11 protein-coding genes are annotated in these 17,146 nt (G+C 40.3%); 2 read left to right on the top strand and 9 right to left on the bottom strand.

From position 1 onward, the window contains the following. Positions 1-14 precede the first annotated feature (14 nt). The 9 genes from RKD52_RS03445 to RKD52_RS03405 all read right to left on the bottom strand — a co-directional run bounded on the left by RKD52_RS03445 (position 15) and on the right by RKD52_RS03405 (position 15,250). Positions 15-626 carry a DUF624 domain-containing protein gene (locus tag RKD52_RS03445; RefSeq protein ID WP_454098683.1) on the bottom strand — a complete coding sequence of 204 codons (612 nt, stop codon included), beginning with the start codon at positions 624-626 and terminating at the stop codon, positions 15-17. A 24-nt stretch (positions 627-650) separates the two neighbouring features. Next, the gene (locus RKD52_RS03440; RefSeq protein WP_454098682.1) at positions 651-2,096 is read right to left on the bottom strand and encodes a glycoside hydrolase family 32 protein; all 1,446 of its coding nucleotides are present in this window, start codon (positions 2,094-2,096) and stop codon (positions 651-653) included. Next, on the bottom strand, positions 2,041-2,811 hold the full coding sequence (locus RKD52_RS03435) for a LamG domain-containing protein (RefSeq protein WP_454101127.1): 771 nt from the start codon (positions 2,809-2,811) through the stop codon (positions 2,041-2,043). Before RKD52_RS03435 ends, RKD52_RS03440 begins: the two co-directional genes overlap by 56 nt. Before the next feature lie 75 nt (positions 2,812-2,886). Then, on the bottom strand, positions 2,887-4,479 hold the full coding sequence (locus tag RKD52_RS03430) for an ABC transporter substrate-binding protein (protein WP_454098681.1): 1,593 nt from the start codon (positions 4,477-4,479) through the stop codon (positions 2,887-2,889). Positions 4,480-4,509: 30 nt separating this feature from the next. Beyond that, positions 4,510-5,427, bottom strand: coding sequence for a carbohydrate ABC transporter permease (locus RKD52_RS03425; RefSeq protein WP_454098680.1), 918 nt, complete (start codon positions 5,425-5,427; stop codon positions 4,510-4,512). 12 nt (positions 5,428-5,439) lie between these two features. After that, positions 5,440-6,411, bottom strand: a complete 972-nt coding sequence (locus RKD52_RS03420; RefSeq protein ID WP_454098679.1) for an ABC transporter permease — start codon at positions 6,409-6,411, stop codon at positions 5,440-5,442. Between the two features lie 210 nt (positions 6,412-6,621). Then, entirely contained in the window at positions 6,622-12,600 is a 5,979-nt protein-coding gene (locus RKD52_RS03415; RefSeq protein ID WP_454098678.1) for a GH32 C-terminal domain-containing protein, read from the bottom strand. Positions 12,601-12,739: 139 nt separating this feature from the next. After that, complete coding sequence (locus RKD52_RS03410; protein WP_454098677.1) at positions 12,740-13,744, bottom strand: carbohydrate kinase family protein; 1,005 nt, start codon at positions 13,742-13,744, stop codon at positions 12,740-12,742. A gap of 48 nt (positions 13,745-13,792) precedes the next feature. After that, positions 13,793-15,250, bottom strand: coding sequence for a glycoside hydrolase family 32 protein (locus RKD52_RS03405; protein ID WP_454098676.1), 1,458 nt, complete (start codon positions 15,248-15,250; stop codon positions 13,793-13,795). Positions 15,251-15,427: 177 nt separating this feature from the next. On the opposite strand from RKD52_RS03405, the gene RKD52_RS03400 reads away from it, so the two are divergent. Together RKD52_RS03400 and RKD52_RS03395 are read left to right on the top strand one after the other, a co-directional pair. Next, positions 15,428-16,402, top strand: coding sequence for a LacI family DNA-binding transcriptional regulator (locus RKD52_RS03400; RefSeq protein WP_454098675.1), 975 nt, complete (start codon positions 15,428-15,430; stop codon positions 16,400-16,402). Positions 16,403-16,433: 31 nt separating this feature from the next. Beyond that, a complete protein-coding gene (locus RKD52_RS03395) occupies positions 16,434-17,036 on the top strand; it encodes a hypothetical protein (protein WP_454098674.1) in 603 nt (200 codons plus the stop codon). Positions 17,037-17,146 lie beyond the last annotated feature (110 nt).

Genomic DNA, 17,146 nt, shown 5'->3' with positions numbered 1-17,146 from the left:
ATCACCTATTATTTTTATTGTAACGTCATTTTAACTTTTCTTTTTGCAAAACGATCAAAGAGGGAATGGCAATAGCTGAAAACAACCAGCGTGTAAATACTTGCTGCAAAGAGAACCGCAGCAGGAAAAGTAAGTAAAGTTATTAGAAATATATATAATGTAATCCCTACCATTAGTATCCTAAAAGGGTATGACAGGATAATCGTTGCAGAGTTTCGAACGATACCTTTTGAATCTGTTTCAAAATGGACAATAGCCGAAAACATGATTAAGCTTGCATTAAAAAAGAGAAATGCAAATGAAGAAAAAAGAAATTCATAGAATGGCTGTTCAACTGTTTTTATCCAAATCAAATCTGCGAAAATGATAAGTACCATTAAAGTCCAGACTATGTTAAGAAGCCTGTGTTGGCGGAAAACTTGAAAGAAGTATGAATAATAGGATTTAATTATTCCCAGTGAATTCTCTTTCCTCAAATATTGCTGGCGTACTACACCAAACATCGCTGCTGTAGCTGGAAAAATGGTTACCACCGGCAGGCAACTCACGAACCAAATCAAATTAACAAACAGGAAATCTACAGTCTTTTCTACCAGTTTAACATTTTTCATACTCATGAGGTTCATGCAGTCCCCTCCTTTGCTTTTCCTTTAATAATAAATAGATTTCATTTCCCAAATTTGGAGGCTGTGTATTATCAAGTCATCTGGTCCTGAAATTTCAATTCCGAGAGCATCTGATCTACTAGGATAAACTCTTGTTGTTAAACTATTGGATTTGTTGATGTACGCTTCCAGCAGTGACTTATCAAGCAGAAGCCTAATACTTATGGTAGATAAACGTCTGCTGAGGGTTCCTCCTTGAATTCCGCCAGTCCGTTCAGATGCGTCGAGTGTTGCTTTTGTTCTGTTGACCGAAAGGGAATTGACATCTGCATTGTAGCTAAATACTGTTTGTTCCTCTCCGTCAGGTGTTTTTCGAACAATTAAATCAAAGGATTTTTCTGTTTCCACTTCGAGCATGATTTCAAGCATATCCCCCTTTACTTTCTGCAAAAGGACATTAGCTGCTTTAGCTGGTTCATCATTTAAAGACAGGAGACTTTTATTTCTAAGTGAAGCAACAGATTCCACGGGCTCTACCGAAAGTTCCCCATCCTTGGCAAGTGAGAGCATTACAGGCATTCCTGCCGTATGCGCCCATCCAGATTCAAACTCTTTCTCCATACTTCGCTCTCCTTGAGCGATTGAAAATAGGACAATCTTTTCACTTTTTGGATCCACCATTGCGCTTGGGCCTGTAAAATGAAAAGTGCTAAGATCAATCTTTTTTGGCTGCTCGCTGTCTGGGCTAAAGGTTGCATGTTCTGGGCTCCACTTGCCAAGCCAATAAAATATTTCCACTTCAGCGTTCTTTCCTATAGGACTGATGAATAAGATGTGCTTTTCATTGCTGATTGGCAATAAAATGGGGAGCTCCCATATTTCACCCAAATAAGGATATTTTTCATGGGGAATATCGATTAAAGAACCTCTGAATTCCCAATGTATGAGATCTTTAGAAGTGAAAACCGGAATTGTTCCTCCTTTATTCTCAAAGCCTGATCCCACTAGTTGATACCATTGGTCACCTTCTTTCCAGACAAATGGATCTCTAAATCCATCATGGTGCAGATCCATGCACTTAGGCTGCTGTAAAACTGATTCTGGATGCTTTATCCAATGTTTCAAATCCAGGTCTTCGTCTTCCTTAACAGTAGGTTTTGCCAATCCTATCATTTGATTTGGAGTAAATGCGTCGTTTCCAGCTGTAAAAAACAGAACTGGATCACCATTTTCATCGAATGAAGAACTGCCGGACCATGTGCCAATCGTGTCAATATCATCTTTACTTGGAGCAAGGGCCACAGGGGTATCTTTCCAATTGACTAGATCTTCACTTACCCAGTGTCCCCAATGAATATTCCCCCAAAAAGGACCTTGAGGGTTATGCTGGTAGAATAGATGATACTTCCCTTTGTAATAAAAAGGAGCATGAGGTTCATTCATACCAGTGACCGGGTGGCGATGCATGAAATTGTGGCCGATGAGGATCACTTTTCCACCTGTTTCTGTCCAACGAAATCTGTTCTTCACTTATTTTCGGGAGTAAATCATAATCAATGAATTTATCCTCTGGTAAGTTCATAGTTTCAGATAAAGTTATTTCATTAATCAGTCCGCTGAACATATTAGGGATAAAAACATTTTCAATCTTCTCTTCGCAATTGTTTTTACCGATTAGCAACGGGACAGATGCTGGCTTAAATGTAAAATTCTGAAGCACTGCCTTTGCTGCAGGCTTTCCATTAACATATAAATTAATTTCTTTATTTGAAACGAATGCCTGAATATGGTGCCATTCGGATTTATTTAGCATAAAGTCTGATGCAAGCCTTACCCACTTATTTCCTGTACCCACTTGGAAATCTAGGCAACCATCTCCCGTAATTCCTAAAAAAAAGCCTTCTTGTTTGGTAAAGTCACATTGATTAATTATTGCTGCTGAAGCCTTTTTATACCCAGTGTATGTCCTTAGTGCAATCCAAGCACTAATAGAAAAATTTTGTACTGAGGGCATTTTGAAAGCTGATTCTATATAATCTGAATACCCGTCCAGCCAGACTGCAGAAGAAGAAATGCCCGTTCTTATTTCCGGGAGAAATCCCTGCGTAAGTCTTTCATTTTTTAAAATATACGGAGCAAATTCATCATGCACGTCATTTTCAATTTTTCCATCTGACTTTTCATTAAATACCCATCGAGCAATCATTTTTTCCAACGGCTCTCCTCCTACTGTTGTAAACTAAAAACAGAACAGGAGCAGCAGCTCCGGTTCTGCTAGGTATTAATTTTTATTAAACTCATCAAGACCTTTTTGATAGATCTTCATTAATTCAGACAGTCCCATGTCTTCAAGCTGCTGTACGTATTCATCCCATTCTTCTTCTATCCCGCCTTCAAGAAGCCACTGAGCCTGCTTTTGATTCACCACTTCTCTAATTTCCGCTTCAATCTGTTCTTTTGTTCTTAAGTCATCTTCTGTGAATAACACTTGAGGATAGTTATCCTTTTCCATATATGGAGCATATACAGTCTCTAGATCTTTTAATCTTTCTTTTGCTCGAGGCTCCATTTCTACGATAGTTCCAAAGTCTTCTTTCAATATAACAACCGGTCCATTTGGTGCAACTTTCTGACGCAGCTCACCCATTGCCACATCCTTAGGAAGCTCTTTATTAACAAGCATTCCGTTTTCGTCCTCTTCAAATATTGTTCCGATTGGTCCCCAGCTGATTTGAGCAGACATCTTTGGCTCATAAAGCTGATCTACCCAGCGCATTGTAATTTCAGGATTTTTATTGGCCGATGTAATGACAAACGCTGCCTTTCCATAATCTGAGTTATTGGAACGTCCAATTAATTGTGTTCCATCTGGACCTTTAAGAGGTGGAAGAAGTACATAGTCCCCTTTGCGTTCAGGTCCCACAACTTCTTCTGTTTCCCACCAAATATATGAGCCTAGTGTTGGATCTGCTGTTTTTCCTTTAGCAAGATATTGAGGTGCTTCCTGTGTGAATGATTCAGTGTCAATCAGCCCCTCTTTAACCCATTTATGGTAATAGCTGATTGCTTCTTTATATTCAGGCTGTACGGCCGTGAAAATCACTTTTCCATCACGAACAACTCTGTGCTCCAAATTATCTGCCAGTCCAAACGGTGCAAAAAGGTCTCCGTTGTTTCCTGTCCAGAAATTGTACATAAAGCTTAGAGGAATTTCATCCTGTTTCCCATTTCCGTTAGGATCTTGTTCTTTAAAAGCTTTTAATACTTTGTGGTAATCTTCAAGTGTTTCCGGCACGTTTAAACCAAGATTATCCAGCCATGTTTTGTTAATTGAATGGAAGTTCGGCACTGCTCCAAGACCCATTTCTTCTGCACGAGGCAATGAATAAATGTGGCCATCCGGAGCTGTAACCATTTGCTTTAATTCTGGACGCTTTTCAAAAACCTTCTGAATATTCGGTGCGTATTTCTCAATTAAATCCTCTAGCGGAATAATAGATCCATTGGCACCTGCACTTACGATGTCATAGTCCGAAAATTGCGCGTCATAAAATGCATCCGGTAGATCCCCACTGGAGAGCATCAAATTCTTTTTTTCCTGGTACCCTTCAGAAGGTATGTTATTCCATTTAATATGGACTCCTGTTGATTTTTCTAAATCTTTCACAATGTCCATTTCCCCATAGTTTGGCGCAAGAGGAGCTTTAGGTGAAACAAAATTCAAGGTAACTTTTTCATCTACGATCGGAAGGCCTTTTTGATTAAAAACTGCATCACTTTTCTCTTTTTCTTTAGATGTCTGATCGGAGCATGCTCCAAGGAAACACGTGACACTGATTAAAATTGCGCTGATTGCTTTTCCCCTTTTATTCAATTCATTTCCCCCTAAATAATTTGTCCTTTATCATCCCTTAATTCCGCCTATCAGTGCCCCTTTGACAAAGTATTTCTGTACAAAAGGATAGACAATAAGCAATGGCAATGCCGCTACAATGATGACGCCGTACTTAATTAATTCTGCCAGTCTTCTCTGTGCTGCATACGATGCCACATCTCCAACCATATTGGCTGCTGCTTCATTTTGAATAAGAATATTCCGCAGGATAAGCTGAAGCGGATATAGTCCTTCATCGTTTAAGTAAATAAGTGCATCAAAGTATGAATTCCAGTGACCTACTGCATAAAATAAGATCAATACAGCAATAATTGGTTTAGATAATGGAAGAACCACTTTCATGAAAAATTTTGTATTGGAGCAGCCATCTATCTTGGCTGCTTCGAGAAGTTCGTCCGGTATATTGCTCTGGAAAAAAGTTCTGGCCACGATTAGATTCCAGACAGCTACTGCTTTTGGCAGAATCATCGCCCAAATTGTATTTACCATTCCTAAATTCTTCACTACAAGATATGTTGGAATTAATCCCCCTGAAAAAAACATTGTAAAGAGAAATAACAGCATGAAGAAATTACGTCCTGCCAAGTCCTTCCTCGACAGTGCATAGGCTGCCATCAGAGTCAAAGAAACATTTACTGCCGTTCCGAGAACTGTATATATCACTGTGTTTTTATATCCAAGCCATATCATTTCATCCTGAAAGATTCTAATGTATCCCTCAAATGTGATTTCTTTTGGCAGTAGCCAGATGTCTCCTGAATAAATACGGTCTGGATTACTTATAGAAGCAATCACGACAAAATAAAGCGGATATAAGACAAGAATTGCAATGATTGTTAGTACGGAAATATTAATTATATCGAAGATTCGATCTTCTTTAGATTTTCTGGCTGAACCCTTAGATTTAGTTAAAGTTAGTTGTTTCATAGACAATGCCCCTTACCATAGACCGTTTCCAGATATTCTTTTTGCTGTGCGGTTTACAAGCCATAGCAAAACTAGGTTGATAACGGCATTAAATAATCCAACGGCTGCGGCAAAACTGTATTGTGCCTGCTGTAACCCTGTTTTATAAACATATGTAGGAATAATCTCAGCTGATGGTGCATTAAGCGGTGTTTGCAGCAGAAAAGCTTTTTCAAAGCCGATATTCATGATATTTCCAACTGATAAAACCAATAAGATGACAGCAATGGGTAATATCGCAGGAATATCAACATGGAGAATTCTTTGCCATTTATTTGCTCCATCCATGATGGCAGCCTCATGCACCTCGGGACTTACTCCTGCTAGTGCCGCTAAATAAATAATTGCTGCCCACCCTGTTTCCTGCCATAATCCTGATCCTATATACAGCGGCTGAAACCATTCGGCCTTTGCCATGAAATTGATGGGATCTCCGCCTAGAAGAACGATAATGGAATTCGCAAGCCCCTTATTCGAGAAAAAGACGAAAATCATACCGGCCAGTACGACAACGGAAATAAAATGAGGAGCGTAAATAACTGTCTGAATAAAACGTTTATACCTTTCTTGAGCAAGCTGATTAAGCATCAAAGCCAAAATAATTGGTAGAGGAAAACCAAATAAAAGCTGCAGCAAACTTAAGGTAATCGTGTTTTCCATTAGCTTTGCAAACTGAAAGGAATTGAAAAACCGCTCAAAATGCTCCAATCCTACCCATGGGCTTCCATTAATTCCAAGAGTCGGAACGAAATCCTTAAAGGCAATGATGACTCCCTGCATTGGAATGTAGTGGAACACAATAAAATAAACGATAGTAGGCAATAGAAAAAGATATAACTCATAATTTTGAAGAATGCGCTTCCATTTGGATGTTCTGGTATGTTTTCCGGCTTCGAGTTTCAGCCTTAAGACTTCTCTGTACTGTAGTTTTTGTTCTATTTTCATTTAAACCTCCTTTTACTGGCAGTTATTGTATTGTTACCGTTTACATGTTAGAGGTAATCGATTACGTAATCGATTACTAATTTGATAGTAAACCATACTTAGGTCCTAGGTCAATCTATTTTTAAAATAATTCTGAAAAATGATTAATCATTTTTTACCCGGTTCTTCTCAGCACATATAAGATTGGAACCGGGCTGGTCAGCATCTGTTTTATTTTGTATAGGAAGCGCCCTTCATTGGATACACTGTAAGGCTATTTACTTTAACACTTCCATTTGTTGAGTAAAGTTCCAGTCCATCACTGTTGGGATATGGAAAGATTTGATCTGTCATAACAACTTGGCCGTCATTGGCAAAAACCTCTACAGAAGTTTGATCAATCAGTAAGTGAAGACGTATTTTACCTTCAACCGGCTGCATCGAAACAGTGTGCTTTGCACCAAAGCCTTCAGCAAAACTTGTCTCACCTGATTTGGTTCGATCCACAATTAATGATTTTAATTTATGGTTGTAAGCAATTGAAGTAAAAGTGTTTTTTCCCTTTCTAACCTTTAAGCCAAACTCTTCTGCAGTTGCTGTTCCTGCATCGAATTCAACTATCATTTCTAACGCTGTTCCCTTCACATTAGACAAAAGGTTAGGCCCTCCGGATTGAATGGTCTGGTTTGACCACGTCTGAGCCTGCCCGCGTAAAGAGTTCAGTTCTTTAACAGGAGTTTGAGAAAGCCTTATACCCTGATTTGGTACATTGACAAGTTTTAGTTCCCTCGGGACAGTCATTCCGCTCCTCCAGATGGAGGCCGGTGTTCCTTGGCCATATCTCCAATTATTCATCCACCCAATTAAAATTCTTCTACCATCTGACTCAGGAATATGATTAAAAGTTAATGGCGCATAATTATCTGCACCATAATCAGCATACAAGATCGTACCAGGGGCATTTTCATTTTTAAATGTCACTCCATCAAATGTCCCAACAAAATATTGCACTCCTGATCCCCCAGCTGGCATCCCTTCACTTAAACTTACTGCCATAACCCACTTCTTGACACCTGAGCTCCCTTCTACTGGAAGTTCAAATAAATCTGGAACCTCCCAAACACCGCCATGTGAACCATCTGCTTTTCCAAAGTCACTGGCAAAGGTCCAATTCTTTAAGTTTGAAGATGTATAGATTTTAACAAATTGTTCCCTTTGACTATTCTCAGCTGCAAGGAGCATGATCCACTTGTTTGTCTGGGCATGCCAGAATACCTTCGGATCCCGGAAAACAGGAAGGTTATCTCCATTAGTAAGCACTGGGTTATCATCAACTTTTTTCCATGTGCGTCCTTTGTTTTTACTAACAGCCATGCTTTGAACCTGATTTCCCCCTTTTTCCTGGGTGTATAATGCAATCATCGTATTCGCGCCATATCCAGCTGTATTGTTATAATCTACAACTACGCTGCCGGACCATATAAAGCCATTATTATCGGACTCTATCGCCATAGGTAGTCTCTTCCAGTTAACCAAATCCGTGCTTACTGCGTGGCCCCAGTGCATCGGTCCCCACGAAGTTCCCGTTGGATTATGCTGATAGAACATGTGGTATTCTCCTTCAAAGTACACAAGACCGTTTGGATCATTCAACCAATTACGTTCGGATGTATAATGAAATTTCGGCCTTGACTCTGTATAAGAGGGTTTAGTAAATAAATCTTCTTCCTTATTGTGTACGTTAAAATCATCCAAGTTTAGATGTCCAAATCCCACCTCTGCACGATCCACAACTTTTATATAAACCTGCTCTCCTGCAAATTTGGAAGCATTCCAATATACCCTGGAGTATTTCTCTTCATTTCTTCCTGTCGCCTTCATGAGTTCTTTATCATCTGAAGAACGGACTAAAGCAACATAGAGCTGATCAATATTTTTCCCTCCTCCAATAAGAAAGTCTATCCAACCGGATCCTGAAAGGGTAAACGTTTCAGATTTCAACTCTCCGGTTTGTGCATCTCCGCCGTCTTTAAACCCCCATAAGTGATATTGCTTGTTTTGCTCGAAACAGCATTCCCAGCTCCACCCTTCGTCCTTAACGACATCTGCTGGTTTAAATGCATCTCCTACAACGGTCCAGCCTTCGAGTGTACCTGTTTCAAAGTCTGGATTGGCTATACTTGTTTTAGGAGGCGGCTCCACCGGAACGTTTACGTCATCAACATTAATATGACCCCAGGCTCCTGTTGACCGATCAACTACTTTTATATAAAACTCATTTCCAATATACTCAGAGGCATCCCAGTGGATACGCTGATATCCTTCTCTATTGCCGCCGGTGGCTTTTAAAACTTCTTTTCCATCGGATGCTCTTACAAGAGCAACATACAGATTATATATGTCATTTCCTCCCGACAAAAGAAAGTCAATTTGACCGTTTCCGCCAAGCTTAAACAAATGAGATCTCAAAATACCCGTCTGGCTGTCTGATCCTTCATCCAAGCCAAATAAGTGATAAAATTCATGTTGATTAAACGGTCCGCCCCACCCCCAATCAGTCCTCGCTGTTACATCCAGCGCAGAGAAGGCATCACCGCTTTCAATGGTCCACCCTGATAAGTCACCAGTTTCAAAGTCATGGTTTACTAGAGAACCATGTACAGGTTCAGGCACGACCGTAACGGTGCTGCTGGCAGAAAATTGCCCATCTCTTGTCTTTATTGAGATGGTAGCAGCACCCTCGGCCTTTCCTTTTACTTTGCCATTTACAACTTCTGCAATGGATGGGTTACTGGATTTCCAGATAACATCTTTATTTGCCGCATTAGAAGGTGATATGACTGGAGTAAGTTGCTCTGTATCACCTGCTTTTAATTGAAGACTGGATGGCTTTAAGGCTGCACCTGTTGCACTGACTTTAGGGTAAGCTGATTTCATCTCCCAGATTTTCAATGATTTTACCTTTACTGTGTCTGAATTGGCATTTGCCCACAGCCTCAACCCCGTTGAATCATTCCTCTCTGGGTATGCCCTTGTTGTAAGTGCCTTCGTTTCATTCAGATAAGCATTGATCTCTGACCGGTCGACAAATAGTCTGAGGGTAATGTCCTCATTTCCGATATCAGCAATGCCTCCTTGGTACCATTTCTCTACATCTGGATTAAGACTTGACTTTGTTCTGTCAACAAAAAACTCCCTGCTGCTGCGTTTATAAAAAATGGTTGTTTCTTCTTCTCCTCCTGGAGATCGCTTAACGCTGAGTCCTGCCTCATTTGCTGAACCTTGATCAAGCACTAACTCGACTTCAAGCATGTCACCTTTTACATTGGCAAGTTGCTGGTTTGCTTCCGTAAATGTTGTATCGGAGTTGATATTTAGTAGCTGATTTCCTCTTAATGATGCCAATTCATTTAATGGCTTAATTCCCAGCTTGCCGTTACTCTTTAAAAATACCTCAGTTGGCAAACCGTAATTGTGTGCAAACCCGGCATCATAATCCTGCATTGCCGTTCGCCTGCCCTGTGTAATACTATGAATGACTGTCCGACCATCCGGTGTAATAAGTCCAGCTGGTCCAGTAAAGTGATCCCCAACATCCAACAGCTCAGGCTTCACAGTATCCGGTGTGAATTTTGCTTTTTCCTTATCCCATGTTCCAATCCAATACCATGTATATCTTGATTGAAATTCATCTCTTTCCATTTTGGCAGGATTAATCAGAAAAATGTATTTTCCTGTATTCCCAAGCGGCAGAAGAATAGGGAGTTCCCAAACCCTTCCTGTTAAAGGATAGGCATTAGAGTCACCTACAAAAAGATCTCCTTTAAATTGCCAATCTTTAAAGCTAGGGTCTTTAGTGGAGTAAACCAGAGCTGTTCCGCCAATCGGATTTCCACCCGAATCCTCTTTACCGGACGTAACGAGCATAAACCAGGTATCCCCGTCTTTAAACACGAACGGATCCCTAAACTCCCCTCTAACTCCCTCTCCAGCCTTCTGTTCAAGGACAACTCCCTGATTTTTTTCCCATTTGTTCAGATCATTGTCTCCATCCTTAGGGTATTGGCTTCTCGCAATGTTAATTCTCTGATTTGGTGAATCTCGATCATCACCGGCTGTGTAAAAAATCACTGGTGTATTTGTATCATCCACTACAGCTCCCCCCGCCCAGGCGCCATCTGGATCAGTATCATGCCGTCCCGGAATGATAGGATCCTCTGCATCTCTCCACCGAACCATATCCTCACTTATAAGATGTCCCCATCTAATATGGTTCCAAAATGGTCCGCGTGGATTGCTTTGATAAAACATATGGTATTGTCCATTAAAATAAATGGGTCCACCCGGCTCATTCCCCCAATGGTTTGGCGGTGATGGATGGAATTGAGGACGATGCTTGTCGTTTGCCAAGAGACTCCGATCCATTCTCATGTCAGGAGTGGGCAAATTTCCTCCCAGAGCTTGTAAGTAAGTATTGTACTGATTCTTGATTTCCCCCGGAGTTAAAACGTTGTTTCGCAACTTCAGCTCATCGAGTAATCCGCTGTACATGTTCATAGTAAAACCATATAACCACATACCCTGATTATTTTTTCCAATCATCAGCTTTTCGTTGCTTTTTTTGATTTTTTCCCCAATTGGAAAATTTTCAGATGCTACTTTTTCTCCGTTTAAATAAAGAATCACTTCCCCCTTAACACTATCGAAAGTGGCACCGATATATGACCATTCATTAAGGGGTAAAACACTGTCCGACATGACTTCACGCCATTCTTTTCCTGTTCCGAATTGCAGCCCCCATGTTCCATGCCTATAATTTCCTAAAACATATCCGGTTTTTTCTTCACGATTATGCTGACTGATAATTGCAGAAATACGCCCTTCGTCACCATGTTCAAAGTTACGTGGTGCAACCCAGCCTTCAATCGTCATGAAAGAATCTGGGGAAGGAGTTTCGCTTGGAGAACGTTCAAGCCATGTTGAATACCCGTCAAAAAGCAAGGCGCTTCCAGAAATGCCGTCTTGTCTCCATAATGGATCCTTTGCAGTTTGATAAGCACCCTTAGATAGATGATAATTTATCTGATTGGATAATCCCGTTGTCTGATCCTTCGTTACTTTTCCCGATCCCTCATTTAAACTCCACTGTCCAAAAATCCCACCGCCAAATTTAGAGTTTAAGACATGAAAATCGTCTGCATTGATATGGCCAAATTCGCCTGTCGCCTTATCTATCACCCTAATAGAAACAACTTGACCGACATACGGAGACGCATCCCAAAATACACGCTGATACCGTTCCGAATTTCCACCGGTAGCTTTGAAAAGTTCTTTACCATCGGATTCTCTTACAAGTGCCACATACAGCTTTTCAAGATCTTCTCCTCCGCTAACCAGAAAATCTATGCCGCCATTTCCTCCAACAGTAAAATTCTCCGATTTGATTTCTCCGGTCTGTGCGTCACCTCCATCTTTAAAGCTCCATAAATGCTTAGAACCATTGTGGCCAAACGAATCTCCTTTACCAGCATGTTTTTCCCTTACTAAACTCTCGGGAGTAAAAGCATCCCCGCTTATCACTTTCCAGCCTTTGATCTGATTAGGTGTCAACGACGTATATTCAAAATCATGGTTATATAATGCTGGTTCTGTATGTCCGTGAAGAGAAGGCGTTGGAGGTACATTGAAATCATCAACGTTTATATGACCAGAATTGGACTTATCCACTACCTTAAATTTCACTACGGTTCCTACATAAGCAGCTGCATTCAACTCTACTTTAGCAAATGTCTCGGATCCGCTGCCCGTTGCTTTCAATAGTTCCTGACCGTCTGATTCACGTACTAGCGCAACATATAAGTTTGTAAGATCATTTTTACCGCCTGTTAAGACATTAATTTTACCGTCTCCGCCCAGAGTAAAGGTTTCTGATTCCATGACCCCTACCTTCGAATCATTACCTCTACCTCCCCAAATATGCCAGAGATTACTCTGATTAAATGGCGTCTTACTCCAATAATCATTTTCGGAAGCAACATCTGCCGTGCTAAACGCATTACCGCTTACGACGCTCCATCCTGATAGATCGCCAGTTTCAAAGCTTGGATTCGTAATCGTTTCTGCCGCTTGAACCCGTTTGTCAGAAAAGCTGAGCTCCAGACTAGATAAAACCAGAAAGAAAGAAAGTACCAGAATTAACATTCTTCTCATATGTGGCCTCCTAATATAAAACTTTAAGGAAATCGTTTTCGCGTAATCGATTACGTATAAGACCAAAATTAAACGCTTACATTTTAATCCTTGTTAGCAAAGCTTATCCGCCTCCTTTCAGTAATTCTAATGAATCCCATTACCAAGAATTATAATTAGGGGACTGCTCACGCATTGTTCTTATAAACTCCATTACACCTTCTCTTCCTGGTGTCGAGTCAATTGCTCCTTTCACAGTTGCCGCCAAAGCACCGCTTGCATTAGCAAAAATCAGCAATTTGTTATGATGGGTACGCAAAAGTTCAGTAAGGTTTAAAGGATTTGTATTTAGCCTCACAAGTTCACTTAAAAAACCCCCAATAAAGGCATCTCCTGCTCCTGTTGTATCTACCGGTGTTATTTTGAATCCAGAATGTTCATACACTCCTTCGTCTTTAATGTAAATTGCTGCACCCTCGTTGCCTTTTGTGTAAACAACAGCTTTTACGTGCCCGTTTAAAAGGGAGCGGATTGCGTCTTCCTCATTCGTAATCCCAGAAACAAATTCAAGTTCTTCGCTGGATACTTTGATTATGTCAGCTTTAGTGACGAATTGCAGGATTGTATTTCGGCACATTGTTTCATCAGGCCAAAGAGCGGTCCTGACGTTTAAATCAAAACATACAACACCACCAGCATTTCGTACTTTATTTATTAATTCAATATGAGTTTGCTTCATTGGACTTTCTACTAAATCAACGGAGCAGAAATGAAGAAAATCTCCTTCCTGAAATGGGATGTCTCCCACTTCTTCTGGCGAGAGAAGCAAATCAGCAGCATTCTTTCGATAAAAGGAAAATGTTCGTTCACCATCTTCACCTAAAGAGACAAACGCAAGTCCGGTTTCTCCTTCGTCTGTTCTCACAATATGAGAAATATCGACTCCATTGGAGGACATCACGTGCAGTAAAAATTCTCCAAAAGAGTCTTTTGCTACTTTGGTCAGCATAACCGAGTGCCCTCCATACTTTGCTACTGCTATAGCTGCATTCATCGGTGCGCCGCCGGCAGCTTTTGCAAAAGCAACGGAACTCTTTAACGTTTTGTTTTTATCAAGAGAAATAAAGTCTATTAGCGTTTCGCCGATACAATATACTTTTCTCATGCCTTAACACCTCAATCTGTTTAAATATTTGTCTCTAAAGATTCTCTCTCACTTCCAAATATCCTTAAGCTTCCAGTATGTGAATTCATTTACAGTGAATTCATCATTTGATAAAAGTGTAAGTTCTCGTCGGTTACCTTCCGGGTAGATCCTGCTTGTCATCGTTGCTTCCCCATGATTAGCGAAAATTTCAATAGAAGAGCGGTCCAAATATATTCTCAGTGAAAGCTGGCCGCTGTTCTTAAGAGCGACACTTCGTAAACCCTTGCCATCAGCCACAGATAATATCAGCTTTTCTCTTTCAGCATCATATGTAATAAGTGTATGCTGGCCGCACGAATACGAAATTCTCATTTGAATATTCTTAGTGTTTGAAGAGGCAAGGTCTATAACGGCTTTAATCTCTAGCAAGTCTTCAGTTGTTTCAGCAGCAATACTTTTGGAAGTGACCTTTTTATGGCATATTGTGTTTTCGTCCAGACGAAGCAGTTCAAGCTCATCAACAGGATTCATCCTAATGCGATCCTGTCCATCTAGAGTAACTTCCCTTGGAAGAGTCAGAGCACCGCACCAGCCATCTTCTTTGGTGGGCATACTCGACTCCCACATATCCATCCAGCCAATGGCAATACGGCGTCCATTGTCATCTTTAAGAGTTTGAACGGCATAAAAATCATGTCCATGATCAAGCTCTTTAAAACCACCATGGTTAAATGTGTTCGTCTCGTATGAATAATCACCTACAAGATAACCGGTTTGAAACAGATTGTTATAACAGTCGTCTTGTGCATCCATACCCTGAGGGGAAATCATGAGAACGTATTTACCTCCGATCTCAAAGAAATCCGGGCATTCCCACATATATCCGTTTGTTCCGTCACTCTCTGCAAGAACACCGATATAGTCCCAGTTTCTAAGATTGATAGAACGGTATAAAATGACTCTTCCGGTCTCATCTTTTGACGAATTGCCGACAACCATATACCAATGATCTTCATGTTTCCACACCTTGGGATCACGAAAGTGCTGGGAACTGTCTGAAGGAGGTGCAGAAATGACTGGATTTTCTATTACTTTATCAAAATGAACACCATCCGAAGAAACAGCTATATTTTGATTCTGGTAAAACACATCTTTGTCTTTATCTACATAATGATGACCGGTATAAATGAGGGTAAGTTCCCCGTCGTTATCTACAGCACTGCCTGAAAAGCATCCATCTTTATCGCAATAATCTCCAGGAGCAAGTGCGATGGGAAGGTGCTCCCAGTTTACGAGATCCTTGCTTATTACATGTCCCCAATGCATTGGTCCCCAGTCTGTACTGTATGGATGGTGCTGATAGAAAACATGAAAGGCTCCTTTAAATTGAACAAAGCCATTTGGGTCGTTGATCCAGTTAGCCGGAGCCATAATATGATATCCTAGCCGAAAGCGGTTATTCACCTCATTTTTTGCTTTGTTGATTGCTTCCTCTGCCTGCTGCAAATTCACTGTACCAGTCATAGTTGTCCTCCTAACTATTCTATAGCCTAAAATTTATCGCTTTCTCTGAATTTTATGTCAACCGGTTTCATAAGTCAAAATTTTTTTGAAATAATCAGTTATTTTAAGATATGATAAAAACAAATAAACCAATATTCTACTTTAAAATGTATATGAAATTGATAAGGAGGTACATTTATGAGTCCCAATATTCAAGACGTGGCAAAAGCAGCCGGCGTATCTCCAACAACTGTTTCGCGCGTGTTAAATAATCGTGGTTATATAAGTGAACAAACAAGGGAGAAAGTGTATAAAGCAATGAAGGAAATTCAATATATTCCAAATGATTTAGCTCGCTCCCTCTTTCATAAACGAACCTATATTATTGGGTTGATTGTTCCAAACACTAGTAATCCCTTTTTTGGAGAGTTAACCTTTCATATAGAAAATGTGTGTGAATCTCTTGGCTATAAGCTGCTTCTCTGCAATAGCCAAAATAGAATGGATAAAGAACAAAAATACCTTGAAATGCTTATTGGCAATCAGGTGGATGGTGTGATAGCGGTCACTTATAATCGCGGAGTCCTGAATTCAGCTAAAAAGGAGCTCCCCATCGTATCAATTGATCATTACTTATCAGATACGATTCCTGTGGTAGGTTCCGATAATTATGAAGGAGGGAAGTCAGCGACTGAATTGCTTATTCAAAAGGGCTGCAAAACCATTATTCACATTAACGGTCCTAAAGATTTGAGAACACCTGCAGCCCTCAGAAGGAAAGCATACGAAGATGTAATGATTAAGAATATGCGAGATCCTATTATCTATGAATTTTCAGCAAATGAAGATCCTGCCCCCATTGTAAGACAAATGTCTTGGGATTATCCGGATGTCGATGGAATGTTTGCAAGTGATGACCTCCTTGCTGCCATGTTCATGAACGAAGCTAAGAGACGAGGAAAACAAATTCCAGAAGATATTAAGGTGATTGGCTACGATGGAACTGAAACAACAAGTAAGCTCCTTCCTGAGTTATCTACTATCAAACAGCCTATATATGAAATTGGAAAGACAGCAATAGAACGTCTGGTCAAAAGAATTAATGGTGAGACAGACAACCTGTCTTCTGAATTAATACTTCCTATCGAACTCATTGAAAACGGAACGACATAAAAAGTTCATATTAAACTGAGAACGGTATGTATTGATTCAAAAAATAATAGTGTCAAAAATTTTTCTCTCAGTCAGGAAAAAAGCAGCATTTACAAAAGCTGTAAACGAACGGATGAAAGTGAAACGTCAGGAATATGAGGAGAAAGGATATTCTAACTGCAAGAAAGATGTACTCAACCTACCAGCTAATGTCGATGAGCGATTTATAAAAGCTTATCAAGAGTCCTATGACAAGGCTCAGGCAGAGCTCAAAGAAGAATATACGAAACAAGGGTATGAAGCTGCCTTTACGATGCTGAAATACAAGGATCCCTCACTGCCTAACGAAAAGGCAACAGGCTGGTACAAAGAAGGCTTTGAATCAAATAATGAAATAGAAAAAATTAAAGTAGCAGCCCTTCGGGTGAAGTCGGTGAAGAGTATAAAGTTCCCGGCAAATACAAACAAGGTGAAACTATCTATAAGCACTACTACAAAATGGGATATAAAGAAAAGAAAATCAAAGGGAACGAAAAACGGCAGTTGCAGGTGTAGGTGTGGCTGGAGCAATCGTTCTTGGATGATTTGGCAGAAGATTTTATGTGGCAAGGAAAAAGGCATCGTAAAGGAGGCCCACGATGTCCTTATACCATAAAATGGTGTCATGGGGTAGAAGATTTATTCGCTGAAGAGTAATAACAAGCCTATCCCATCACTTCTCAAACATACGAGAATATAGAATCTCGATGATTTTAAAAAAAATCA

The organism is Metabacillus sp. SLBN-84 (assembly GCF_053629595.1).
The sequence above is the reverse complement of the archived record's forward strand: the minus strand, read 5'-3'. Positions and strand labels throughout refer to the sequence as shown.

Excerpts from the sequence above, each read along its gene's own strand:
- RKD52_RS03445 (WP_454098683.1), bottom strand. The coding sequence starts at position 626 with ATGAACCTCATGAGTATGAAAAATGTTAAACTGGTAGAAAAGACTGTA.
- RKD52_RS03435 (WP_454101127.1), bottom strand. The coding sequence starts at position 2,811 with ATGATTGCTCGATGGGTATTTAATGAAAAGTCAGATGGAAAAATTGAA.
- RKD52_RS03425 (WP_454098680.1), bottom strand. The coding sequence starts at position 5,427 with ATGAAACAACTAACTTTAACTAAATCTAAGGGTTCAGCCAGAAAATCT.
- RKD52_RS03420 (WP_454098679.1), bottom strand. The coding sequence starts at position 6,411 with ATGAAAATAGAACAAAAACTACAGTACAGAGAAGTCTTAAGGCTGAAA.
- RKD52_RS03415 (WP_454098678.1), bottom strand. The coding sequence starts at position 12,600 with ATGAGAAGAATGTTAATTCTGGTACTTTCTTTCTTTCTGGTTTTATCT.
- RKD52_RS03410 (WP_454098677.1), bottom strand. The coding sequence starts at position 13,744 with ATGAGAAAAGTATATTGTATCGGCGAAACGCTAATAGACTTTATTTCT.
- RKD52_RS03405 (WP_454098676.1), bottom strand. The coding sequence starts at position 15,250 with ATGACTGGTACAGTGAATTTGCAGCAGGCAGAGGAAGCAATCAACAAA.
- RKD52_RS03400 (WP_454098675.1), top strand. The coding sequence starts at position 15,428 with ATGAGTCCCAATATTCAAGACGTGGCAAAAGCAGCCGGCGTATCTCCA.